The sequence below is a fragment of the Klebsiella sp. GN_Kp190 genome (assembly GCF_040061795.1).
GTDB classification, from domain to species: domain Bacteria; phylum Pseudomonadota; class Gammaproteobacteria; order Enterobacterales; family Enterobacteriaceae; genus Klebsiella; species Klebsiella michiganensis.
In genome coordinates this window covers 100,977-124,798 of the sequence record NZ_JBEAFN010000029.1, presented here as the reverse complement: position 1 = coordinate 124,798, position 23,822 = coordinate 100,977, and the positions used below count along the sequence as shown (strand labels likewise).

Here is a 23,822-nt window from a genome sequence, read left to right as displayed (position 1 = left end):
AAGTTAAATGTAAAAAAAAGCCTGTTGTTAGCAGGCCATAAATGTTTTTAACTCATTTTTTGTTCGATTCTGATAAATAGGATAAGCTTGCAATTAAACGTGAAGCAGAGAGCATGAAAAAAATGCTATAAATATTTCCTGGCCGCATCAAGTATCTCCTGTGACGTTAACTCCCTGTCAGTAGCCACGTAAACAATGCCATGATCGCCAGTTAAGGAAGGAAAACCTGCAGACATAATCCGAAGATGTGTTTCTTCACCGTTTGGATATTCCTGCCTGATAGAGGAGATACCTTCCAGAACGGTCATGACTTTACAGGATTCAGCATTAAAGAAAACAAGGACTTTAATCATATTCTATTACCCTGTTCTCTCGTGGATATTAACTGGCAGATGCCATTAAGCCCAAAGCCATTACGCACTTCTTATTTAACATGTGGTTAGCTTGTGCTTTTAGACTTTTTATGCAGTAGTACTGCACTTCATCACATCGCTTAGCATACTCATAATTTTGAAAAATATGCTGATCAGATATTAAGAATAAACGACTTTCATCTGATTTAAGTTATGGATCTGTCTACTCAGGAATAATCCTTCATCGTTATCGCAGACCCACAATGATTTATTTATCGCAAAGTGTTACGTTTGCAGCAGCAGGACCCTTGTCTCCGCGGTGAATGGCGAATTCAACTTTCTGACCTTCAAATAAAGTTTTAAAGTTGTCGCCATTAAGTGCAGACAAATGGACAAAGATATCTTTGCTGCCATCAAGAGGAGAGATGAAGCCAAAACCTTTGTCTTCGTTAAACCATTTAACCAGGCCCATAATTCTAGAGGTCATACTGACTCCGTTATACATGATTGTATTGATAGTAAACGTATAAGATTAAACGTATGGACTCAAAAGAGGGGATATCAACGATAGCGCCTGGTAATGAGAACTGCCCGGAAAATTTCTAACTTTCATTAGTACATCGAACTGATGGGATTCATTAAGGCACAGGGAATCGATATAAGCAAATTATCTTTTAGCCGTCCAGAGGTCCTGTAGGGAAAATAAAAGTGGCTGAATGCCATTTTCAATGTATAGTCTTTACGTGTTTTCAATAAGGAATTGACTTGTCCCATAAAATGACAGGAATTGTCAAAAGCTTTGATATTCTTAGTGGTAAAGGCCTCATCATCCCATCTGATGGACGAAAAGACGTTCTGCTTCACATTTCAGCCGTTAACTCTCGCGAATCAGAATTACTCATCCCTGGAAGCCGCATAGAGTTTTGCCGGATAAACGGTCTCAGGGGGCCTGTGGCTGCGAACATTTATCTTTCCTGATTTTCAGTATGTCAAAATAGATAGATTAAAACTTAACCACATGTGGTACGGTGAAGCTCATTCATTGAAAGGTTAATGGTTATGTCTGTTATCAATTACGCAATGAAATTCTTCAGCAGTGCGTCTACTGCCACTGCTGCCTGTCCTGTTTGTGGCTTAAAATCAGTACAACCGTTGTCAAAAATCCGGCTCAACCAAACCATGCTTTGCCCCGGATGTAAGGCTCTGTTTATCTCCCGACGCTAGCTCGACCAAAATCGCAGAACAGAGCTCATGTCCTATACTTATGTTAGATTCCGGCAGCTGTTAAATCCCTGATGCCTGACGCCCATCCTGAGAGAACGTTTCTGAACTGATTTCGCAACTGCTCCTGCGCGCTAACGTCGCATCAGAGCAATGCTATGAAAATGATCCCCAGAGCGTGGTTTAACCGCTCCCGTATTCTGATTAATGCTGCCGAAAACATAACGTTTTCGGCGAACGATCCTGCCGGTGAAAGCTCGCCGCGGTCAGAACTCTTTTCGACCGTCCAGATGGAACGCTACGGCCAGAAGCTGGCGCGGACTCATAAAGTATCACCGGATAGGCATCCTTATTATCTTCTGAAACGGCTTGGCGACAATGAGGCCGTCATTACCCAAAACTGCTATGAGCTTAACGCGGGTAAAAAGACCAGTATCATGCCCGCCGGTGAATGGCTGCTGGACAATTATTATCTGATTGAGGAACAAATCCGCACTGTCCGCCAGCATCTGCCGAAAAGCTTTGGCAAAGGTCTTCCGTCGCTGGTATCGCCGTTGAATTGCCCACGAATTTATCATATTGCATCAGAGGCCATTGCTCACGGCGATGGCCGCTGGGATGCCGCCAGCCTGACCAGCTATCTCACTGCCTATCAACAGGTGACGCCGTTGACGCTGGGTGAAGTCTGGGCGTTACCGGGAATGCTGCGCCTTGCGCTGATTGAAAATCTTCGTCGTATCAGTATGGAAGTGATAAAAGCGCAGCAGGACAGAAACCTTGCTGATACGTGGATAACAAGGATTGTCGAATGCGCAGAGAGTGCGCCTGGTGATTTAATCATGGTGGTTGCCGATATGGCGCGCTCCCGACCTCCGTTAACCAGTGCGTTTGTCGCAGAGCTGGTGCGGCGCCTGCAGGGGCATGGCAACGCGCTGTCGTTACCTCTGACCTGGGTTGATCAGTGCCTTCGGGAACAGGGGATCACCACTGACGTTCTCATACATAGTTTCAATCAGCAGCTTGCCGCCAGCCAGCTGTCCGTCAGTAACAGCATCGCGGGCCTGCGTTTATTGAGTGAAACGGACTGGGCTGATTTCGCCGAAACGATAAGCGTTGTCGAACAGGCATTACGCAATGATCCTGCCGGCATCTATTCCCGGATGCATTTCAATACCCGGGATCATTACCGGCACGTAGTTGAGGTTCTGGCCAGAGACAGCGGTCTCAGCGAGCCTGAGGTTGCTGAGAAGGCGCTGGCGTTATCAGAGGAAAAAGCGCCTGATACACCGGAACATCATGTTGGTTATTATCTTGCGGGCGAAGGTCGACAGGCGCTGGATATTCATCTCCTGGCAGACGCCTCAAGGCTCATACGCTTGCGGCACAGTTTCAACAGAATAACCCTGCTGTCATGGCTTGGAAGCCTGGCGTTGCTGACAACCGCAGCAACCGCAGCAATATTGCACGAAACCGCCATGCAGGGCGCAGACTGGCTATTGATCGCGGTGATATTACCTCTGATTATCGCATTAACTCAGTTAATGAGCGATTTGCTCAGTGATGCAACCACCCGTTTTCGCGTTCCTCGCCCCTTGCCGGGGATGGATTTTTCAGCCGGTATTCCCGCTGACAGTGCCACCATGTTAGTCATTCCCTGCATGTTGACCAGCCACGAAAGTTTCAGCCAGCTCCTCACCAGTCTTGAAGTCTGCTGGTTGGGGAATGAAAACGAAAATCTCAGGTTCGCGCTGCTCACTGATTTTGCTGATTCTGAAAATGAACCCTCGCCGGAAAGTCACGCGCTGCTCAGACAGGCTATCGCCGATACGCAGGCGCTTAATCGCCGCTACCCCTCCGGCCGACCACGTTTTTATCTGTTACATCGCCAGCCTGAATGGAACCCCTCGGAAGGAGCGTGGATGGGCTATGAACGCAAGCGGGGAAAACTGGCGTTACTGAACAGCTGGTTGCGCCATCCCGGAACGCAATTCGTCAGCGTTGCAGAGATGCCTGCCCACCTTTTACCGGGTCACATAAAATACGTCATTACCCTGGACAGCGATACGGTGCTCCCGCGCGATACGGCACACAAACTCGTCGCGACGATGGCGCATCCGCTGAATACGCCTGAGTATGATCCGGTACGCCAGAGGGTTGTCAAAGGATTCGGTATTTTACAGCCCGGTCTTGCGGAGGAGATACCACGTAACGGTCAGGGGCGTTACGCAGCCCTGCGCAGCAGCGTACCGGGCAATAACCCTTATTCGATGATGTCTTCGGATATTTATCAGGATCTCTTTGGGGAAGGCTCGTTTGTGGGCAAAGGGATTTACGATGTTGATATTTTTATGCAGGCCACTACGAACATCTGCCCGGAAAATCTGGTACTCAGCCACGATCTGCTTGAAGGATGCTATGCACGTTCGGGTCTGCTGAGTGAGGTGTTACTGTACGAACAGTACCCTAATAATTATCTGTCGGATGTTGCACGACGTTCACGCTGGATCCGGGGTGACTGGCAACTGCTTAACTGGCTAAAACCACGCGTCAGAAAAGCCGATGGAACCCGGGTCAGGAATCCGCTGACCGCGCTTTCTTACTGGAAATTACTCGATAATCTACGTCGCAGTCTGGTCGCCCCCTCCTTACTGGTATTGCTGTTCTTCACTCTGCTTTGGGTACCCAATCCGGTTTACTGGCTGGGCATACTGTTGCTGATATGGTTGTTGCCATCCATCCTCTGCATTAGCCACGACCTTCTGCATAAACCTCTGCGTCGCCGCGTGAAGCCGCATCTTTTACTGGTGGGGGCGGGCGCGCTAAAGCGTCTGTCAGGTATCAGCCTTAATTTTGCGATACTGCCGCACGAAGCCGGATATTCGCTGAAAGCGATCGCCGTGACGCTATGGCGACTGGGGATAAGCAGGCGTCACCTCAGCCAGTGGGTCAGCCACAGCCAGGACAGCAGTCAGGCCAGACCCACTGTTGCACGTTTTTATCAGGCGATGTGGCTGAACGCTGCCGGTGGCGTGGCGCTGACAATACTGACCGGACAATTTGCCCCACAGTTGCTGGGGATTGCGTTACCGATCGGTTTGGTATGGTGTGTGGCACCGCTGCTGATGAGCTGGCTGAGTCGCCAGCCCGTGCGAAAGGTTTTTTCGCCTAATCAGGAACAAAAACAGCTGTTGCGCCAGACAAGCCGTGAAATCTGGGCTTTTTTTGAAACATTTGCCACAGCAAAAGAGAACTGGCTTCCGCCTGATAATTATCAGGAAATACCACAACCGACGGTGGCACACCGAACTTCTCCTACCAATATTGGTCTTTCACTTATGGCTAACCTGACGGCATGGGACTTTGGCTACCTGCCTGGCGGAGAGGTGCTCCGGCGCGTGTCGCTCACGCTCGACACGATGGATAAAATGGAGCACTACCGGGGCCATCTCTACAACTGGTATGACACCCGTACGCTGGTCCCCCTAAGTCCACGCTATATCTCCAGCGTCGACAGCGGCAATATGGCCGGGCATTTATTGACCCTGCGTGCAGGCCTGTCCGCCATGCGTCATCAGCCTGTTTTAAGCAACCAACAGATACTGGCAGGACTGAACGATACGCTGGATATTCTGGAAAAACAGTGGGGTAAGAACCCACCTGACAGCCTGAGACTACTGCGCAAGCATTGCCTGAACGCGGTGTCGCTCTCTCCGCAGGCGCTTTTCAGCGAACTGAAAAGCATGCGCACCCAGTGCAACCATCTGACCAGCGCATGTCATCAGGGATCTCCTCTTCAGATGCGCTGGGCTGGACATCTGGAGCATCAACTGGTTCAGCTTTGCCATGAGTGGTCTCTGTTGCTTGGCTGGTTGCCTGCATCCTGGAATGAACAGAAGCTGCCGACGCTGAGCGAGCTTGCCCGTCCGACATTAACCGGTACAGGAACGCCTCCGGCGTCAGTGGCGGAGCAGGCCCGAATGCGACTCAATATTATCACCGAGCTGGAACAGCGGCTGGATGAGCATGTCCGGATGGATTTCGCCTTTCTGTACAGTGAAGCAACCAGTCTGCTCAGCGTCGGTTATAACTGTGACACCAATATGCCTGACAAGAGCCACTACGATCTCCTGCCGTCTGAAATCCGCCTGACCAGTTTTCTTGCCATTGCGACTAATCAGCTGCCTCTTAAAAGCTGGTACGCGCTGGGTCGATTGTTTACCACGATTGATAATGAAACTGCCCTGATGTCATGGAGCGGATCCATGTTTGAATATCTGATGCCGAATCTGGTGATGCCCACCTGGCCCGGCAGCCTGCTCGATGAAATGAGTCAGTCGGCGGTTATGCGCCAGATTCACTGGGGGAAAGAACGCGGGGTACCATGGGGTGTTTCAGAGTCTGGCTATCATGCTTTTGATGTTCAGCATAATTATCAGTATCAGGCATTTGGCGTACCGGGGCTCGGTCTGCGCAGGGGACTTGCCGATGACATGGTTGTCGCTCCTTACGCCACGCTGCTGGCGCTGATGGTTTCCCCACAGAGAGCCTGTGAGAACCTGTTCAGGCTGCAAAAAAATGGTGCACGCGGAGAATACGGTTTTTATGAAGCGCTGGACTATACCCCCTCACGTCTTGCAACCGGTCAGCTCTATGCGGTGGTACAGTCCTGGATGGCGCATCACCAGGGTATGGCATTTCAGGCGCTGGCTCATGTGCTGCTTGACGCCCCCATGACTGAACGCTTTATGTCCAGCACGGTATTCCGGTCAGCGAGTCTGCTGTTACAGGAGCGCGTGCCGGATGCGGTCGATCTGTACAGTCCTCGCCGTCATTTTGAATCTCATGAGGGCAGGGTCAAACCCGTTCGCTATGAACCCCGTATTTTCTATAGCGTGGATACCCCCGCCCCGGATATTCAACTGCTGTCCAACGGCCATTATCATCTGATGTTGACCGCGGGCGGCGGCGGTTACAGTCGCTGGAATGATATTGCACTAACGCGCTGGCGCAGTGATACCACCCGTGATAACTGGGGAGCATTCTGCTACATCCGCGATACCCAGACGGGAGATGTGTGGAGCAATACCTGGCAACCAACAGGCTACACCAGCGGACAGGACGAGGAAGTGTTGTTCACCGATGCGGGGGCAGAATTCAGACGCAGCTTAGGGGGACTCAGCGTCAAAACTCAGGTGGTAATCTCTCCGGAGGATGATGTTGAATTGCGACGGCTCACACTGATTCATCGTGGTCGTAAGCCTCGCTCTCTGGAGCTGACAACCTATGCTGAAGTGGTACTGGCACCTGATGCCAGCGATCTGGCACACCCGGCATTCAGCAATTTGTTTATTCAGACTGAGCTGGCTCCTGAGCGTGACGCTATTCTTTGCCACCGGCGCCCGCGCTCACCGGATGAACCGGGCCCTTGCCTGTTTCACATGATGGTGGTGCACGGCGATAACCGACATAACGTGTCGTTTGAAACGGACAGGGCAAGGTTTATTGGACGTGGCAGAAACCCTGCGAATGCACAGGCAATAGAGACGGGAGGGATGCTAGGCAACACGTCGGGCTCGGTGCTGGATCCGATACTGGCAATTCGCAACGCCATCATTCTGCAGCCAGGGCAGCCGGTTACGATTGATATCATTTATGGCATCAGCGAGACCCGTCAGCAGAGCCTGGCGTTGCTGGAGAAATATCGCGATTACCCTATCGCCGATCGCGTCTTTGAACTGGCCTGGTCTCACAGTCTGGTGGTATTGCGCCAGATGAACGCCAGTGAAGATGATGCCACGTTGTTCAATAGTCTCGCCAGCGCTGTGCTTTACCCTGTCCAGGAGCTGCGCGCCGAAGGCCAGGCAATCGGCCGCAACCGGCGTGGCCAGTCCGGACTGTGGGGCTGGGCAATTTCAGGGGATCTGCCGATAGTGCTGCTGAGTATAACCAGCGAGGAAAGTATCACCTCAGTGACCACACTGATTCAGGCACACCGTTACTGGAGACAGAAAGGGCTGGATGTTGATTTGGTTATCCTGAATAACAGCCCCGGCGGCTACCAGCAGGGATTACAAAATCAGATTATGGAGTTAATTTATGCCGGGTCTGAAGCCAGTCTGCTGGATAAAAAGGGCGGGCTTTTTGTCCGGAACGGTGAGCATCTCTCCGCTGAGGATAAGTTGCTTTTGATGAGTGTGGCCTGTCTTTATCTTGATGACCGCGCAGGGGGTATTAATGAGCAGCTTAACCAGCGTATTCATACCCTGAAATCGCCGGCAAGGGCATTCATTCCGCGTGCTGTGCGCGAGCGTAATCAACATACGGACTGGAGCCCTGATACCAGTCAGTTATGCCATTTCAATGGGTACGGTGGATTTTCTCAGGATGGGCGGGAGTATCAGATCGTGCTTCGGGAAAATGCGCTTACACCGGCTCCCTGGTCGAACATACTGGCAAATTCTCGTTTTGGCAGTGTGATCTCAGAGGCAGGGCAGGCCTATACCTGGTATGAGAATGCCCATGAATACCGGTTGACGCCGTGGGAGAACGATCCGGTGAGCGATCGCAGCGGCGAGGCATTTTACCTGCGCGATGAAGAGAGCGGGGAGTGCTGGTCGCCGACGGCTTTACCTGTTCGCGGACACGGTGATTACCTGACCCGCCATGGTTTTGGCTACAGCGTTTTTGCCCATCGTGAGAGTGGTATAGACAGCGAGTTGACGGTCCTGGTTGCTGAAGAAGATCCGGTTAAACTGGTGCTCCTGACGCTCAGTAACTCTTCGGGACGGACACGTCAACTTTCCGTCACAGGCTATGTAGAGTGGACGCTCGGAGAAACACGAACGCGCTCAGCCCCTCACATTGTGACATATGTGGCCAGAACGCCCGGCGGCTGCGGGGTGCTTGCGAATAACTTTTATGGTGATAATGGTGGCGGCCGAACTGCATTTTTTGCCGTCAGCGGTAATGACTGTTCTCTGACAGGGGACCGCCGGGAGTTTATTGGCCGTAATGGTTCCCTTCACGCCCCTTCGGCCATGAAACTGCAAAAGCTTTCTGGTAAGACGGGGGCCGGTCTGGATCCCTGCGGAGCGGTGCAATCGGCGGTTACATTAATTGACGGGGACCAGAGGACGTTTATTTTTATCCTCGGCGCAGAGGAGAATGATGTTTGTGCTCAGGAGACGCTGGCCCGCTACATGAACGAGGATACGGTCCGCCAGGAGCTGAACCGGATTCATAATCACTGGCACAATGTTCTCGATAAAATCGTAGTTAACACCCCCGACACGTCCGTAAATTTACTGGTTAATGGCTGGCTGTTGTATCAGACGGTCGCCTGCCGTCTTATGGCCCGGAGTGGCTACTATCAGTCTGGCGGTGCATTTGGTTTTCGCGATCAGCTGCAGGATACGCTGGCTCTGAGCCACGCTGCTCCTGACCGGATGCGTGAACAGATAATACTCTGTGCATCACGGCAGTTTATCGAGGGGGATGTGCAGCACTGGTGGCACCCGCCACACGGCAACGGTGTGCGTACCCGCTGTTCCGATGACTATCTTTGGCTGCCGCTTGCTGTTTGCCACTATGTTGAAACGACGGGGGATATGGATGCACTGGAAATACGCATTCCTTATCTGGAGGGACGCTCGCTTCAGCCTGGTGAAGAGTCTGTCTATGACACGCCGGTCATCAGCGGCACCGAAGAGACACTCTGGTTACACTGCGTCAAAGCTATTCACTATGGACTTCGCTTCGGGGAGCATGGCCTGCCGCTGATGGGGGCTGGTGACTGGAATGACGGGATGAACCGGGTGGGTATCGAAGGCAAAGGTGAAAGCGTCTGGCTGGGCTTCTTCCTCTACGACATTTTGCAGCGGTTTGCAGCTCTGGCGGAGCGCAGGCTGGATGAAAGCGTCGCCGCGATGTGCCGTTCACAGGCTCTGCGCCTGCAAAGTAATCTCGAAGCCCACGCCTGGGATGGGGAATGGTACCGGCGCGGGTATTTTGACGATGGTACTCCCCTGGGATCGAAAACCTCACAGGACTGCCGGATTGATGCGATTGCGCAGAGCTGGTCTGTATTGTCCGGCGCCGCGAGCCCGGGACGGTGCGCAAAGGCCATGCAGGCGCTGGATAAGCACCTTGTGGATAACGAAGGAGGGCTGATCAAACTGTTAACGCCTCCTTTCGACGGACACGGTCCAAATCCGGGCTACATACAGGGGTACCTGCCCGGCGTGCGGGAAAACGGAGGGCAGTATACGCATGGCGCCATCTGGGCCGTGATGGCCTTTGCCCGAATGGGGAATGCCGAACGAGCCTGGCAACTCTGGTCAATGCTCAACCCTATCAATCATACCCTGAATGCGGACTCTGTCGGGATTTATAAAGCTGAGCCTTATGTCATGAGTGCTGATGTCTACAGCGTCGCTCCCCATACCGGACGTGCAGGGTGGAGCTGGTATACCGGTTCCGCAGGCTGGGCCTGGCGTTTACTTACCGAGGAATTACTGGGGATAAAACGTTCCGGCACTGACTTTAGTGTTCATGCCAGGTTACCGGATGAGTGGTCGTCTTTTTCTATGGCATATCAATATGGTGAAAGCCATTATCAGATTAGTGTTTCACGCGGCGATGCAGAATATTGCGTGACGCTGGATGGTGTTCTCCTCCCTGATGACAGAATACCGCTGAAGGATGATGGACAAAACCATACGGTTGAGATCATGCAGAACTGACACTGATCCCGGAGGTGCATTAACGTCTGCCGTTAATGCGCTGATTATCCCTGAGAACATCAATCGCAGTCTGCATGGCGATTTTGTCATCCCGCCTTTTTTGTTTGTCCTGCATGACCTGAAGGTATTCCAGCAAGGTGCGGGTATTAATCGGTCGGCCCTGTTTACCCACAGCCAGCACGGCTTCGCCAAGAATAATTTTCACAGGCGGTAGTTGTGCCGGATACCAGTCAAGGGTGTCTTCTGATTTCATCTTAAATTTCTCACGGAAGGGTAGTGTATCATAAATAAGACGTTCAATTTTCAATATCTGATATCCTGATTCAGACACAACTTAACATAACTTATGCCAGTTATTTTTATATTAAAGCGTATAATAATTACTGTATTCCTCAGAGAATTATTTATGTCTTATACAAATGGGCTCAGGTATTTTAAAGAAAGACCGGTTCATGTTGCCTGCCCGGTATGTGCACACAGAGCCGATCAGAAAGCAGGTAAACTAAGAAAAGATGCGGTTCTTGAGTGCCCTGCCTGCGGACTGTTGTTCAGACCTTCAGAATGCTGGTGTATCGGCGGCTGATCAGCTTCTGCCACTTAACGTCAGTGATGTCGGAAAATGACAACATTCCTCCTGTACTGCTGTTGTCGAGGGTATGATAATGAAATCTAAAAAATCTGTTTTTATTGAAGGGCATATCATGTCGAACAGCTGTCACGGACAGCCTGGCCAACCTTTCTGTATTCACCGGGTCAGGTTTAGTAATGGTAAATATGCGATTATTCGGGTGGCATCCGGGATATGTTTCAAACCAGGCGAAATTATTCAACGAAACGATTGTGAGTGGTTTTATAAACTTACCAAAATTCGGCTTCTTTCTTTTGAGTACCTTGATGATGATGAATCAAGAAGACAATTCCTTGAGTATCAATGATAAAACCATAGATTTATAACAGAATAAATTTGCTGGCTTACAATTCACCCCTGGTTCTTTAAATTATTCACCAGTCATTGGGAAATATTTTTTCCTGAATTTAGATGAATTTAAATTATCTAAAACAAAATGTATCGCTAAAGACGAATTGCCTCATTGTTACCCTTTTGCGTTATAACCTTCATTAGCATTAAGGAAATTTATGGCACAGACTTTTACTCATAATTTACTTCATCCTCGCCACTGGCTTACCTGGTCTGGTTTGGGTCTGCTGTGGCTTCTCGTTCAGCTTCCTTACCCGGTTTTACATATTCTGGGCTCTGGTCTTGGAAAAATATCCAGACCCTTTCTGAAACGCCGGGAAGGGATTGCGAGTAGAAATATCGAACTTTGCTTTCCCGAGATGACACCGTTTGCCCGGAGCCAGATGGTCAATAAAAACTTTGTTTCTCTCGGACTGGGACTGATGGAAACAGGAATGGCCTGGTTCTGGAGCGATGCGAGAGTCAAAAAATGGTTTGATGTCGAAGGGCTTGAAAACCTGACCGGTGCGACCAGAGGGGTAATGGTTGTCGGGATACATTTTATGTCCCTTGAATTGTGTGGAAGAGTAATGGGGTTATGCCATCCTATGATGGCAACGTATCGCCCACACAATGATCCATTAATGGAATGGGTACAGACAAAAGGACGTATGCGTTCAAATAAGGCTATGATTAATCGACGTAATTTATCAGGTTTTGTTCATGCGCTAAAAGCTGGTGAAGCCGTGTGGTTTGCACCAGACCAGGATTATGGGTCTAAGGGAAGCGTTTTTGCACCTTTTTTCTCGGTAAAAAAAGCAGCCACGACGAACGGAACGTATGCTTTGTCAAAACTCGCTGGTGCAGACTTGCTCACACTTAGCATGATTCGACGTAGCGATAAAAAAGGTTATCACATGTATATCAGCAATCCGCTGTCAGGCTATCCAGGGGAGGACAAGGTCGCCGCAGCGGCTTATATGAACAAGATCATCGAGCGTGAAATTCTCCGTGCCCCTGAGCAATACCTGTGGATGCATCGCAGGTTCAAAACGCGTCCTGAAGGCGAAGTCTCTTTATACAAATGAACCACTCAACTTGTCATGAGCCAGAATCTATCTTTCTTGCCACTGCGTATTTGTAAAAAATGGGACAGGGGATTATTCGATCGGCTTCATGTTAACGATGGCGTAACTGACAACCAAGGTTAATCAATTGAACCTGTTCGGATTTGAAGGTCCGTTTTTCGCTCACAGCGGACCTTCAGATCAGCTAGCTTGTAAGCTTCGAGTCAGAAGCAAACGATCTAAAAGGCAGGCACAGCTCCGACGTCCATACCCCGCCATATTAATCTTTAACAGTATGTGCTCTGTACCTAACGGGACAAGGAAAAGTTAGTTAGAGGACCCTGGGTCGACTCAGATTCATCACTACATTGAGAAATCAGACCAAGGCATCGCTGCGATCACAACGCTATTTAGCGGATCGCCGATAAGATTTTGATGACTGCCAGGCATGTTTCATCTTCTCAATAAACTCCAGCTTCTCTTCAGGTTGGACGTTCCACACATCTATAGCCGCAATAATCATGTCATAACGCATAGACGTGTTATATGGGCGAAGATAGCCTGCTATTCGTTCTTTTCCTTTAAGATAGTCCCAGAGATATACTAACTGAGTTTCATTTTCACGTGATATCCAGTCAAAATCTGTCAGAAAAAAATCATATTGCTCAAGCCAGCGCTCATGCAGTTTTTTGAAATAAGTGATCTTATCTCCAAGTGAGCATGGAGCTTCATCAATGTACCTCATCACACCATTGATGAGTTCACGCTCAGTTACCGGAGTGGGGTTGTACAGATCGGTACTTGCTCCCGCGTTCAGATAAAATCGGGAGAAAACGCGTTTCGTTTTTTTCGAAGCAATGGCCTGTGGATTTGTTATCAGGTCCAAATCAATACCGTCCAGGTCGATATTCAAATTAGCGAAATCAAGATTTGTGAAGATATTATTGTCCAGTAAAAGAGAATTAAAACCACTTGAACAATCAAAGCCATCTCCCAAACCACCAAGTACCAGCCCTGCAGATAATACTGGGTATTCAAAAATATAATGGTGAGCAAACCACAATGCTCTTGGTGTACCTTTGAAACAATCAAAATAATCTTTATCAATTAGTAGCAGCTCAGCCCATTCTTTAAGAGTTTTCCGACCAATTTTGATCCTGTCCTGATCGCCCAGGAAATGCCGTTCAAGGATCTGAGAGATTAAAAGTCGAAACTGATCTGGCGAATCATAAGTACTCAACTGTAAGGAGTGATCAGTGTTGGAAAGTGCTCCCAGCATTTTTAGATACATGATCTCGTAACGGATCATATCGTAATGCAACATCGTCTCTTCCCTCTCATTCTGGCTCCCGGACACAGATTAGCATGAGCATCTTTTATGTGGAGAGAGACGTGTCACAGGCTGAGGAATGACTGATTTATTACTGATATCCTACTGATTTTATTGTGATATTACTTTGACGTTTTACTGCATTATTACTGTAGTTTTTACTCTACGAATCCCCTCTGTTCACCTCATTAGAATCGTTCAACAGCAGATATGAACATTTGGGTTTTTAGTATAATTAAAGGGCACTCCCTGTTTCTATACCACCCTGTTCACAGCGCCTTCCCCCAACAAGCAACCCTGCCTGTATTCCCCAGGATACACAGTTCCCTGTATCAGTCGTATCCCCGCTTCTCTTAAAAATTACATTTCATCCCAATCCTTTGTACTCCACCTGACAAAGGATAAATCAATGCACACACCTTACCCTTTTAATTCCAGATACACGATGAACTGGTTTCTACTGTCTCTACTCAATGACCATCTGAATCAGCTACTGAACCGATACTCCCGAATACAGGCACTCAGACTCGACCTGTTCTATCAGAAAGGTACAGCGCGCTATAAACGTCATTCCTGGAACGAAACTGAGCGAGAAGTACGCATGCTGGTTGAGCGCACTCTGCAGCACACAAATCTGTCAGGGTATTTCTGGGTACTCGAGAACTCTGTAGACCACGGGTGCCATGCTCATATCGTGTTCTATCTCGACAGGCACCTTAACCAGGCTACCTACCCAATAGCTGAGAGAGTCGGAACAATATGGCGGGAAGTAACACAACGAGAAGGCTATTACAACCGCGGCGAATACAAGCCCGCTTATGAAGTCAGTATTGATAAGCCGGTGAACTACGGTGATACCGAAGCCATCGATAACCTGCGCTACATCATCAGCTACCTTGCCAAAGAAGAGCAAAAGCACGGTCATTATCATTACGGAGCCAGCGAGGTACCCCCGCCCAGCGGACTGGGGCGTCCTCGCACGGTGTAGCTCACGTTCTGCACTTTTTTACGTATCAACCCATTGATGTGGAAGGGCTGGTGGTAACGAGCAATCACCCACCAGCTCAGGATAAACCCACAATCGAAGACAGCATCATGACAGAACAAATTTCTTTGCTCGATGACCAACTGGTGGATATGCGGTTCATCACGAAGCTAACAGGGCTGACAGATAAGTGGTTTTACAAGCTGATTAAAGATGGCCTATTCCCGAAGCCAATAAAGCTGGGCCGCAGCTCCCGCTGGCGACAGAGTGAAGTCGAAGACTGGCTATTAGAACGCATCCGTTGTTCGCGCGAGTAGCAGGAGCACGCTATCGTTCTGAACATCTACAGGGGAATAACCGAAAAATGTCAGTAGCCGCAATAAGTCTTTTTTAGAAATACAAACCGAAGCGGTGTTGATCAGAGGATGAAAGCCCAGTGACCGACTCTCTGATACAGAAGAATCGATAACAATTCGAATATCCTTCTCCTTGTTATGTGCAATAGCGAAAGGCGTAACCCCGCCAGGTTCCACACCGAGTATTTCTATTAACTCGTCTGGTTTAGCGAAAGACAGACGCGATTCATTAAGCTGGAGCGCTAACTCGCGCAGATCTGCCTTTTTATTACCATCCAGAATATACAGGTAGAAATGCTTACCAGAACTATTTTTCAGCAACAGGTTCTTCAGCAGCTGTGCCGGAAAATCCGCAGCAAAACTCGCATGGTCAGCGACCGTCTTAACTTCCGGATGTGATATGTACTGAAAAGATATATCCAGCTCATTAAGCAATTTCAGAACCGCATGCTCATTCATATTTCCCCCTAAGTTTCATCATTGCCTTTAGCTTATGTCACAGGCAATGTAATTCACCTGAAGCTCATCTTGAATCTGTCCTTCTACTAAGCCATTACCCTACTGGCACAACTGACCTCAAGATGAGCTTCTTACTTTTAACGATGTATCAGAACAATCTTGCGCCGAGCATATAACGTTTCCGCAGACAGCTGGAATTCATATTCCTCTGCCTTTAGCTTTCTCGATTTAAGCATCTTCATCGTAACGCCGCTGATCTGCCCTGCTTCCACCCTTCTCTGAATCTCACCAGTGCTCAGCATGAGCTGTTGCTTCAAAATCGACAGCAGGCTGACCTGAAAAGAACGGGAAATCCTGACGCTAACCTTGACCCGTTTGCCGGGAGAAAGGCTGGCTAACCACTGCTCCTGAATGCGAAAATCAGGCCGACCCGATAGCTCGGCATTATTTCGCTTCAGCGTAGCTGTGTCATAGGCAAAATGTAGAACCGTGGCTGCATCGTTCATCATCAATCGGTGATGAAGTTCGCGGTCAATTTTGCTGACGTGCAGGCGCGTAAACAGGGATATATTCCAGGTGTAATCGCAGTGTGTGCATTTGTAGATACTCCACACGTCCAGCACCTTCTTTTGCGAATTAACCCGAAATGCCCCCGAAGGCAAAAAGTCCCGTTTAATGCTGCATGAAGGGCAGCGTTTCGCAATGCGCTGATAGCCCACGGGCGTGACGGTCCATGTAACTTTCATAACATACCTTTTTAACCCATACAAAACCGGATCCGTACGCAACGGACCATGGATGTTTATGTATGAAAAATATTTATGAGATATTTTTCAGTGGGTTAAAAAAAGATTTCCAACGTTATAATCCTGTCTGCCAACAATACTTAGGCCGAGACTAACAAAGTGGCCATCATCGGGGATATGAGATTAATCAATCCTGGTGATGTTTCCTCCTGGATGCGACGAACGGAGATTCGAACAATTAATCGCCAAAAAGAGTTGACCTCACCGCAAAGAACCCGTTAACTAGTACACAAGTTCACTTTAAACAGGTATTGGACAATGGCATTCTCAATGATGACTCTGCATGGCTGGTGGCGCACTTCCCGTTAACGGGCAGTATCCTCACGTATGCAGCTTGCACACCGATACCCTGCCCGCCATGAGCGGGCTTTTTTTTGCCCAAAGATCATCAAACGAGAACTACCACAGCGCGTAAATGCAGCAAGGATGCGCGGTGCAGTCACTCTTTTTACATTTCGGCAGCGTCAGGGGCAGGAAGTTGGCCCAACTCATCTGGCACTGCGCATACTCTAAGGAGCAATAATGAGCACATTACTTAATCCCTACTTTGGCGAATTTGGCGGGATGTTTGTCCCTCAAATCCTGATGCCTGCCCTGCGTGAACTGGAAGAAGCCTTCGTCAGTGCGCAGAAAGATCCCGCATTCCAGGCTGAGTTTACTGACCTGCTGAAAAACTACGCCGGGCGTCCAACAGCGTTGACCCTGTGCCGCAACCTCACCAGAGGAACCCGCACCACGTTATATCTCAAACGTGAAGATCTGCTGCACGGCGGTGCACACAAAACCAATCAGGTACTGGGCCAGGCGCTGCTGGCAAAGCGCATGGGGAAAACTGAAATCATTGCCGAAACGGGGGCCGGACAGCACGGCGTCGCCTCGGCGCTCGCCAGCGCACTGCTTGGCCTGAAATGCCGCATTTATATGGGGGCAAAGGATATAGAGCGCCAGTCGCCGAACGTTTTTCGTATGCGTCTGATGGGGGCTGAAGTGATCCCGGTACACAGCGGTTCTGCCACCCTGAAAGATGCCTCGAACGAGGCGCTTCGCGACTGGTCCGGGAGTTATGAAACGGCGCATTTTATGCTCGGTACAGCGGCCGGACCACATCCGTTCCCGACCATCGTGCGTGAGTTTCAGCGCATGATCGGCGAGGAGACAAAAGTACAGATTCTGGAAAAAGAAGGACGCCTGCCGGATGCGGTGATCGCCTGCGTGGGTGGTGGATCCAACGCTATCGGCATGTTTGCCGACTTTATTGATGAGGCAGATGTAAGCCTTATCGGCGTTGAACCGGCGGGTCACGGAATTGAAACCGGCGAGCACGGTGCCCCGCTGAAACACGGTCGTGTGGGGATCTACTTTGGCATGAAATCACCAATGATGCAGACCGATGAGGGACAAATCATTGAATCCTGTTCCATTTCTGCCGGTCTGGATTTCCCTTCCGTCGGACCACAGCATGCGTACCTGAACAGTACGGGGCGAGCAAACTACGTCTCCATTACCGACGATGAGGCACTGGATGCCTTCAAAACCCTGAGCCGGAAAGAAGGCATTATTCCCGCCCTGGAGTCCTCTCATGCGCTGGCTCACGCCCTGAGAATGATGCGTGATAATCCTGACAAAGAGCAGTTGCTGGTGGTTAACCTCTCCGGTCGGGGAGACAAGGATATTTTTACCGTAAACGATATTCTGCACGCACGAGGAGAAATGTGATGGAACGCTATAGCACGCTTTTTACTGAGCTGAAAACCCGTGGCGAAGGCGCTTTTGTCCCCTTTGTCATGTTCGGCGATCCGGGCCCGGTGCAGTCGCTCCGAATCATTGATACCCTGATTGCGGCGGGCGCAGACGCGCTGGAACTGGGGATCCCATTTTCAGATCCGCTGGCCGATGGTCCGACAATTCAAAATGCCGCGTTACGAGCCTTTGCTGCAGACGTCACACCGACCCTGTGTTTTGAAATGCTGGCCACGATTCGCCAGACGCATCCGGCCATTCCGATGGGTCTGTTGGTGTATGCCAATCTGGTCTTCAACCGTGGCATCGACGCGTTTTATGCTGAATGTGCTCGTATTGGGGTTGATTCAGTGCTGGTGGCGGATGTGCCGTTCGAAGAGTCGGAGCCGTTCCGTCAGGCCGCGATGCGGCATGACGTGGCCCCCATTTTTATCTGTCCACCGAATGCCGACGATAAACTCCTCCAGGAGATTGCTCGCCATGGGAGGGGTTATACTTATCTGCTCTCCCGGGCAGGGGTCACAGGTACCGAACGGCAGGCAGCAAAGCCGCTGCAACATCTGGTTGCAACGCTGGATAAGTATCAGGCCCCGCCAACCCTCCAGGGGTTTGGTATTTCCACGCCCGATCAGGTGGCGGGCGCAATTGAAGCCGGTGCAACGGGGGCCATTTCAGGCTCTGCCATCATCAACATCATTGAGAAACATGTCGATAATAAGGAGGCGATGCTGGCTGAGCTGAAGGCATTTCTGATGAGCATGAAAGCGGCAACGCGTCAGGGGTAAGACCGTTGACCAGGCCTGCCTGTAACGGCAGGCCGTCAGTTACGCAAGTGACGATATTGATGAGGGAGGATAGGTCTTTTTAGACCTTTTATCCCTGACGTGAGATCGCTGGTATGGACATTGTTCCGTTACTGGAATGTCATCATCATTGAGTCAAAATCGATGGTCCATTTATAGTGTTTTAAAAACTGATGACTGATAAAACCGTCCAGAATCATACCCGATTCAGTGAAATAGAGCTCTTCTGGTAAGACACCATAAAGTCCTGTCGAATCTTTTTGAATTAAGGTACCGACAGAGATACTGTCGATGGGCAGACGGGTTATTGCAAAACCGCCACCGCCAAGTCCGCCTTTATCGTCATCCGGAATCACGTGCTCTCCGTCCTGCAATTTCACCCCAACATAATTTAAGGCTTCTTTTTGCAACAAAATTGCGGCATCCGGATCGTCAAGACCGGAATCGAGGAAAAAGGTCATGTCTTTCTTACCGTTCACTGCGCCTTTGACTATCATGAAATGCGTTCCCTCAAGGATAAAGGGAACGTTTACGCCGCCACTTTTGGCGACGTTGTTTTGACTTTCTTTATTTCTGGGCATCAGCACCAGCTGTCGTTCCGGATAGTCCAGCGTGGTGAGGTACTGGTGAAACACGCCAGTGGATAATATACCGTCGACATTAATTTTTTCTCCCGTCGTTTCATCCGTAAAAACCCATGAGTCTGGAAATTCTGCAATATCAATCGGTACGTTATGCAACGTGACTTCTCCCAGACCCAATGTCTGCAGTCGGGAATAATGCGTTTCTGCGGTCTTTCCGCCGGCATACGTCCCCGTGAAACTGGCTTGCGGTTTGAGATCCAGTTTCTTTGCCATTGTCGTGTTAAGAACAAATAAATCGGCGCCAGTATCGATGAAAACATTAACAGGCTGCCCGTTTACCCTGACGGATACCACCGGTAGATGATTCATGGAGATAAACGGCAGCACGGCCCGGTAACCTTTCCAGTCGGATTTGTAAGGTTGGTCATTGCCAAACGCATTCATTAAACTCAGAAGAGCGCTTTCATGCTGACTGAGAGACTGTAGTTGCGTATCGTCGAACAGCGTTTTCGCCTTCGAATACTGCCCTGTCTGATAATAGACGTAAAGTAGCCGAATCCGACTTCTCAGATCTCCGGGAACCTTTCGGAACAATGTTTCCGCCTGCGCATAATTGCCCTGCAAATAACGAATCAATCCCTGTGTATAGGTCGCTTCGTCCGCGTACAGAGGTACATCTAATAACGGCTTCAGATATTCTTCTGCTTTAGCGAGATTTCCTGTGAGCAATTCATCCTGTGCAATTTCCCAGCGCAGGGCATTATTAGCGGGATGTTCTGCAAGACGACTTGTTCTGGAAACGAGAAGATCGCGATAATCCTGGCGATTCAGTCGCTCGTCAGAAATGTGCTTCTGAGTATTTTCGGCCTGGCGCGAATTCTCATTCGCCCCCGCAGCAAAGGGGATAAACGAAATTGAATAAAGGGCAATGGATGTTGCTATTATCCTTATAAACATAATTAATGCTCCTTTCAGATAAGATGAGTCATGCTGTGATGCAGGAATTAACTCGTTTCTGTCAACATAAGAGACCAGAGGGTCGGGGGTAATCAATATGGTTGCTACGCAATAATCGACACCGCCACAGGCAGCGGTGTTTATTCAGACGCACAGAAATGCAATATCATGACGGGTATTCTGTTTAATCTCCGTCATTCTCTTTCACGGGAATGTAACTGAACAGATCGCCCGGCTGGCAATCAAGGTATTTGCATAATGCATCAAGGGTTGAAAATCGAAAGCCTTTAATCTTCCCCTGTTTTATTAGTGACAGATTCTGCTCCGTAATTCCAATCGCATCAGCAAGTTCCTTTGACTTGACTTTCCGCGCGGCCAGTAATACATCCAGTTTTACAATAATTGCCATAACAGTTACCGCCTCAGAGGAAAAGTTTATTTTCTTCGTACAGGATACTCGCCTTTTCCAGTATTTTAGCCACTGCCATCACGCACAGCGCAATAAAAAACCAGACGATATGATAGAGCTCAAACCCGATTAATATTACACGCTCTCCTGCGGGGTTCAGCATCGTCAGCCAGTAACTGGTCATGGGATCGGCAAGCAGGGTCATCACCGTCCAGACTCCCAGTGAGGCACCAACTCTGCTCATATGTTGTGCCGATCGAGTGGAAAAATAATTCCGTCGGGCATAGGTCTGAAACAGCGATCGTAGTTGATACAGGCAGTAGCAAAGTGGAGCGATAACCAACAGGCTGATGACGCCGGCACCCGCAACCTGCCACCATGGCAACGTCTGTAAACTGACGTTGAGAGCCGAGAGTCGTTGGTCAGTGAGAGACAGCGTTATCCCGTAGAACTCATTCGAAAATGACCATGCGGGAAAAAACAAGACAATCGAATTTAACAAAACGACGGCGATCAACAGTATCATGGTGAAAGTGACCAGTCGTTGGCTGAGTTGTGCCAGTGCATCAGTGGACATAGAACCTCTGTGAGTCAGCAAAGCGTGATAGTGCAAACAATACACAAAATTAAAATAAAACAATAATTATTTATCGTTTTATTTTAAAAAAATCAAAAAAAATAAAATTTAGCTTCATATATCAATGGGTTAGTGATTTATTCCTTCAGCCTGTCTGCGGGACCGTGGATCGCCTGGAGATGAGGCCATGATCGTGGGCCGGATTGCGATCTGGACATCGATCACATTTTTCCGACCGATACATATCCCTGCTGAAATTACGTGTTACCATTCATATCGTAAATACCTTTCAACTCAACCCGAGGCTTTGATGCTGGAGAATGTAATCATCTGATAATCAGTTTCCCCGACCTTTTCAGGACGGACTGATTATCAATGCGCCGAAATCGAATGCGGACACCGCTGTGTGTTTGCACGTTTTGCACATGATGATTAAACAGGTTTTCCAGTATGAATTTATCCCGTCAGGAACAACGTACCTTACACGTTCTCGCCAAAGGTGGACGTATTTCGCACGTTCGCGACACGTCAGGCCGCGTCACCGCCGTTGAGTGCTACACCCGCGAAGGGCTGTTGCTCACCGACTGCACCCTTGCCACCTTCAAAAAACTTAAAACCAAAAAACTGATCAAGTCCGTCAACGGTCAGCCGTACCGCATCAACACCACCGGGCTGAATAACGTTCGCGCTCAACTCGATAATCGCTAAGGAGAGTTTCTATGACAGCACACCACTTCACTTTTCAAATCACAGATGAAAGTGATGCCAGTGATATCCGGGAAGTCGAAACCCGCGCATTTGGCTTCAGCAAAGAAGCCGATTTAGTGGCGTCTTTACTTGAAGATAAAAGCGCGCACCCTGCGTTATCGCTGCTGGCCCGACATGAAGGCAAAGCCGTCGGGCATATTTTATTTACCCGGGCGACCTTCAAAGGAGAAATGGATTCACCTCTGATGCATATCCTCGCTCCCCTGGCGGTCATACCGGAATACCAGGGGATGGGCGTGGGAGGACGGTTGATAAGCACTGGCATTGAGCACCTGAGGTTGATGGGCTGCCAGACGGTATTTGTTCTCGGCCACGCCACCTATTACCCCAGACATGGATTTGAGCCCTGTGCCGGAGACAAAGGCTATCCAGCTCCTTATCCCATCCCGGAGGAACTCAAAGCCTGCTGGATGATGCAATCACTCACCGCTCAGCCCATGAACCTGACCGGCCACATCCAGTGCGCGCAGGCCCTGATGAAACCGGAGCACTGGCGTGAATAACAATCTTGTTGCGTCCTTTTTGGTGCTTAACCCAATGACAGGAACTAACTAATGGATATCCCACGTATTTTTACCATCAGCGAGAGTGAACACCGCATCCATAACCCGTTCACCGAAGAGAAGTACGCCACGCTGGGTCGCGTGCTGCGCATGAAGCCGGGTACCCGCATTCTTGACCTCGGCAGCGGCTCGGGGGAAATGCTCTGTACCTGGGCCCGCGATCACGCCATTACCGGGGTCGGTATCGACATGAGCCAGTTGTTCAGCGAGCAGGCCAGACGCCGCGCAGAAGAACTCGACGTCAGCAGCCGGGTTCATTTCATTCATAACGACGCCGCCGGATATGTGGCAGAAGAGAAATGTGACGTGGCAGCCTGCGTCGGCGCGACCTGGATTGCCGGAGGCTTTGCCGGGACAGTCGAACTGCTGGCGCAGAGCCTTAAACCGGGCGGGATCATGCTCATCGGTGAACCTTACTGGCGTCAGCTTCCGGCAACGGACGAGATTGCCCAGGCCTGCGGCGTCAGCTCGACAAGCGATTTCCTGACGCTTCCAGGGCTTGTCAGCGCGTTTGACGACCTCGGCTACGACGTGGTGGAAATGGTACTGGCGGACCAGGAAGGCTGGGACCGGTATGAGGCCGCGAAATGGCTGACCATGCGCCGCTGGCTGGAAGCCAATCCTGACGACGACTTCGCCGCCGAAGTCAGGGCCGAGCTAAACATCTCGCCGAAACGCCACGTAACGTACGCGCGGGAATACTTTGGCTGGGGCGTGTTCGCGCTCATCGCCAGGTAACAACAGGTTCCCGGTATTTCTTGCTGGAAATATCGGGGCTTAACCTTTGCTTTGATCTGATGCATCACCTGCACAATATATATTCAGTATGTTTATTAATCAGGATGTCACCATAAGGAGCATCATATGTCACAACATGAACAGTTCTGCCAGGCTTGCGGAATGCCGATGTCTGCACCCGATGCACACAGTACCAGCGATCAATATTGTGCTTATTGCAGCGACAGCAACGGCAATCTTAAACCCTGGGAAGAGGCGGTATCAGGCTTGGCCAGCTTCCTTGATTCCTGGCAAAAAGTCGGCCCGGAAGAAGCAACAAAACGGGCAAAACGTTATCTGACGGCGATGCCCGCCTGGGCTCATAAAGCAGATGAATGAAAAACAAAGCCTGCGTGATTTAGGCAGGC

Annotated in this window: 21 protein-coding genes, 1 pseudogene and 1 other annotated feature; of the genes and pseudogenes, 13 read left to right on the top strand and 9 right to left on the bottom strand. The window is 49.8% G+C overall.

The features are described 5' to 3' along the window. Positions 1 to 125: 125 nt before the first annotated feature. Together ABLU67_RS18380 and ABLU67_RS18375 are read right to left on the bottom strand one after the other, a co-directional pair. Positions 126 to 353: a hypothetical protein gene (locus ABLU67_RS18380; protein WP_010434226.1), complete on the bottom strand. Its 228-nt coding sequence runs from the start codon at positions 351 to 353 to the stop codon at positions 126 to 128. A 268-nt stretch (positions 354 to 621) separates the two neighbouring features. Beyond that, positions 622 to 840: a cold-shock protein gene (locus ABLU67_RS18375; RefSeq protein ID WP_012543040.1), complete on the bottom strand. Its 219-nt coding sequence runs from the start codon at positions 838 to 840 to the stop codon at positions 622 to 624. Positions 841 to 1,118: 278 nt separating this feature from the next. Here ABLU67_RS18375 and cspF point away from each other — a divergent pair, with 278 nt between their 5' ends. The 3 genes from cspF (at position 1,119) to ABLU67_RS18360 (ending at position 10,315) form a co-directional block, all read left to right on the top strand. Then, positions 1,119 to 1,331, top strand: a complete 213-nt coding sequence (cspF, locus tag ABLU67_RS18370; protein WP_001446195.1) for a cold shock-like protein CspF — start codon at positions 1,119 to 1,121, stop codon at positions 1,329 to 1,331. Between the two features lie 75 nt (positions 1,332 to 1,406). After that, positions 1,407 to 1,577 (top strand): YnfU family zinc-binding protein, encoded by a 171-nt coding sequence (locus ABLU67_RS18365; RefSeq protein WP_305955329.1) that lies wholly within the window; start codon positions 1,407 to 1,409, stop codon positions 1,575 to 1,577. 155 nt (positions 1,578 to 1,732) lie between these two features. Beyond that, positions 1,733 to 10,315, top strand: a complete 8,583-nt coding sequence (locus ABLU67_RS18360) for a glucoamylase family protein (RefSeq protein ID WP_348852440.1) — start codon at positions 1,733 to 1,735, stop codon at positions 10,313 to 10,315. 19 nt (positions 10,316 to 10,334) lie between these two features. Here ABLU67_RS18360 and ABLU67_RS18355 read toward each other — a convergent pair whose 3' ends face one another. Next, positions 10,335 to 10,568, bottom strand: a complete 234-nt coding sequence (locus ABLU67_RS18355; RefSeq protein ID WP_004132711.1) for a hypothetical protein — start codon at positions 10,566 to 10,568, stop codon at positions 10,335 to 10,337. Positions 10,569 to 10,977: 409 nt separating this feature from the next. Between ABLU67_RS18355 and ABLU67_RS18350 the strand changes: the two genes are divergently transcribed. Together ABLU67_RS18350 and lpxP are read left to right on the top strand one after the other, a co-directional pair. Then, positions 10,978 to 11,250 carry a hypothetical protein gene (locus ABLU67_RS18350; RefSeq protein ID WP_016247220.1) on the top strand — a complete coding sequence of 91 codons (273 nt, stop codon included), beginning with the start codon at positions 10,978 to 10,980 and terminating at the stop codon, positions 11,248 to 11,250. 202 nt (positions 11,251 to 11,452) lie between these two features. Then, a complete protein-coding gene (gene lpxP, locus ABLU67_RS18345; RefSeq protein WP_040107972.1) occupies positions 11,453 to 12,361 on the top strand; it encodes a kdo(2)-lipid IV(A) palmitoleoyltransferase in 909 nt (302 codons plus the stop codon). Positions 12,362 to 12,746: 385 nt separating this feature from the next. Here the strand turns inward: lpxP and ABLU67_RS18340 are convergent, their stop codons facing one another. Continuing rightward, entirely contained in the window at positions 12,747 to 13,664 is a 918-nt protein-coding gene (locus ABLU67_RS18340) for a hypothetical protein (RefSeq protein WP_348852439.1), read from the bottom strand. 415 nt (positions 13,665 to 14,079) lie between these two features. Between ABLU67_RS18340 and ABLU67_RS18335 the strand changes: the two genes are divergently transcribed. Together ABLU67_RS18335 and ABLU67_RS18330 are read left to right on the top strand one after the other, a co-directional pair. Next, positions 14,080 to 14,658, top strand: a complete 579-nt coding sequence (locus ABLU67_RS18335) for an inovirus-type Gp2 protein (protein WP_348852438.1) — start codon at positions 14,080 to 14,082, stop codon at positions 14,656 to 14,658. Positions 14,659 to 14,765: 107 nt separating this feature from the next. Continuing rightward, the gene (locus tag ABLU67_RS18330) at positions 14,766 to 14,972 is read left to right on the top strand and encodes an AlpA family phage regulatory protein (RefSeq protein ID WP_023227810.1); all 207 of its coding nucleotides are present in this window, start codon (positions 14,766 to 14,768) and stop codon (positions 14,970 to 14,972) included. Here the strand turns inward: ABLU67_RS18330 and ABLU67_RS18325 are convergent. Both ABLU67_RS18325 and ABLU67_RS18320 read right to left on the bottom strand, forming a co-directional pair. Further along, positions 14,943 to 15,470, bottom strand: a complete 528-nt coding sequence (locus ABLU67_RS18325; protein ID WP_220771588.1) for a YbaK/EbsC family protein — start codon at positions 15,468 to 15,470, stop codon at positions 14,943 to 14,945. The two genes, ABLU67_RS18330 and ABLU67_RS18325, sit on opposite strands and share 30 nt — an antisense overlap. Positions 15,471 to 15,607: 137 nt before the next feature. Further along, positions 15,608 to 16,216 (bottom strand): DUF1062 domain-containing protein, encoded by a 609-nt coding sequence (locus ABLU67_RS18320; RefSeq protein WP_024360484.1) that lies wholly within the window; start codon positions 16,214 to 16,216, stop codon positions 15,608 to 15,610. A gap of 342 nt (positions 16,217 to 16,558) precedes the next feature. After that, positions 16,559 to 16,652 (top strand) — a sequence feature (Trp leader region). A 146-nt stretch (positions 16,653 to 16,798) separates the two neighbouring features. Between ABLU67_RS18320 and trpB the strand changes: the two genes are divergently transcribed. Next, positions 16,799 to 17,992 (top strand): tryptophan synthase subunit beta, encoded by a 1,194-nt coding sequence (gene trpB / locus ABLU67_RS18315; protein WP_024360485.1) that lies wholly within the window; start codon positions 16,799 to 16,801, stop codon positions 17,990 to 17,992. Next, positions 17,992 to 18,801 carry a tryptophan synthase subunit alpha gene (gene trpA / locus ABLU67_RS18310; RefSeq protein WP_348852437.1) on the top strand — a complete coding sequence of 270 codons (810 nt, stop codon included), beginning with the start codon at positions 17,992 to 17,994 and terminating at the stop codon, positions 18,799 to 18,801. The genes trpB and trpA overlap by 1 nt, the downstream gene beginning before the upstream one ends. Positions 18,802 to 18,929: 128 nt before the next feature. On the opposite strand, the gene ABLU67_RS18305 is transcribed toward trpA, so the two are convergent. The 3 genes from ABLU67_RS18305 to ABLU67_RS18295 all read right to left on the bottom strand — a co-directional run bounded on the left by ABLU67_RS18305 (position 18,930) and on the right by ABLU67_RS18295 (position 21,346). Next, positions 18,930 to 20,360 carry a retropepsin-like aspartic protease gene (locus ABLU67_RS18305; RefSeq protein WP_199986216.1) on the bottom strand — a complete coding sequence of 477 codons (1,431 nt, stop codon included), beginning with the start codon at positions 20,358 to 20,360 and terminating at the stop codon, positions 18,930 to 18,932. A 184-nt stretch (positions 20,361 to 20,544) separates the two neighbouring features. Continuing rightward, positions 20,545 to 20,769 carry a helix-turn-helix transcriptional regulator gene (locus ABLU67_RS18300; protein ID WP_049128151.1) on the bottom strand — a complete coding sequence of 75 codons (225 nt, stop codon included), beginning with the start codon at positions 20,767 to 20,769 and terminating at the stop codon, positions 20,545 to 20,547. Between the two features lie 13 nt (positions 20,770 to 20,782). Then, on the bottom strand, positions 20,783 to 21,346 hold the full coding sequence (locus ABLU67_RS18295) for a DUF2975 domain-containing protein (protein ID WP_199986215.1): 564 nt from the start codon (positions 21,344 to 21,346) through the stop codon (positions 20,783 to 20,785). Positions 21,347 to 21,796: 450 nt separating this feature from the next. Here ABLU67_RS18295 and ABLU67_RS18290 point away from each other — a divergent pair, with 450 nt between their 5' ends. The 4 genes and pseudogenes from ABLU67_RS18290 (at position 21,797) to ABLU67_RS18275 (ending at position 23,793) form a co-directional block, all read left to right on the top strand. After that, positions 21,797 to 22,054 carry a YjhX family toxin gene (locus tag ABLU67_RS18290; protein ID WP_185656071.1) on the top strand — a complete coding sequence of 86 codons (258 nt, stop codon included), beginning with the start codon at positions 21,797 to 21,799 and terminating at the stop codon, positions 22,052 to 22,054. Between the two features lie 11 nt (positions 22,055 to 22,065). Further along, positions 22,066 to 22,613 (top strand): annotated as a pseudogene (locus ABLU67_RS18285) (N-acetyltransferase). Between the two features lie 55 nt (positions 22,614 to 22,668). Further along, positions 22,669 to 23,415, top strand: coding sequence for a class I SAM-dependent methyltransferase (locus ABLU67_RS18280; RefSeq protein WP_199986213.1), 747 nt, complete (start codon positions 22,669 to 22,671; stop codon positions 23,413 to 23,415). A gap of 126 nt (positions 23,416 to 23,541) precedes the next feature. Next, on the top strand, positions 23,542 to 23,793 hold the full coding sequence (locus tag ABLU67_RS18275; RefSeq protein ID WP_348852436.1) for a zinc ribbon domain-containing protein: 252 nt from the start codon (positions 23,542 to 23,544) through the stop codon (positions 23,791 to 23,793). Positions 23,794 to 23,822: the final 29 nt, after the last annotated feature.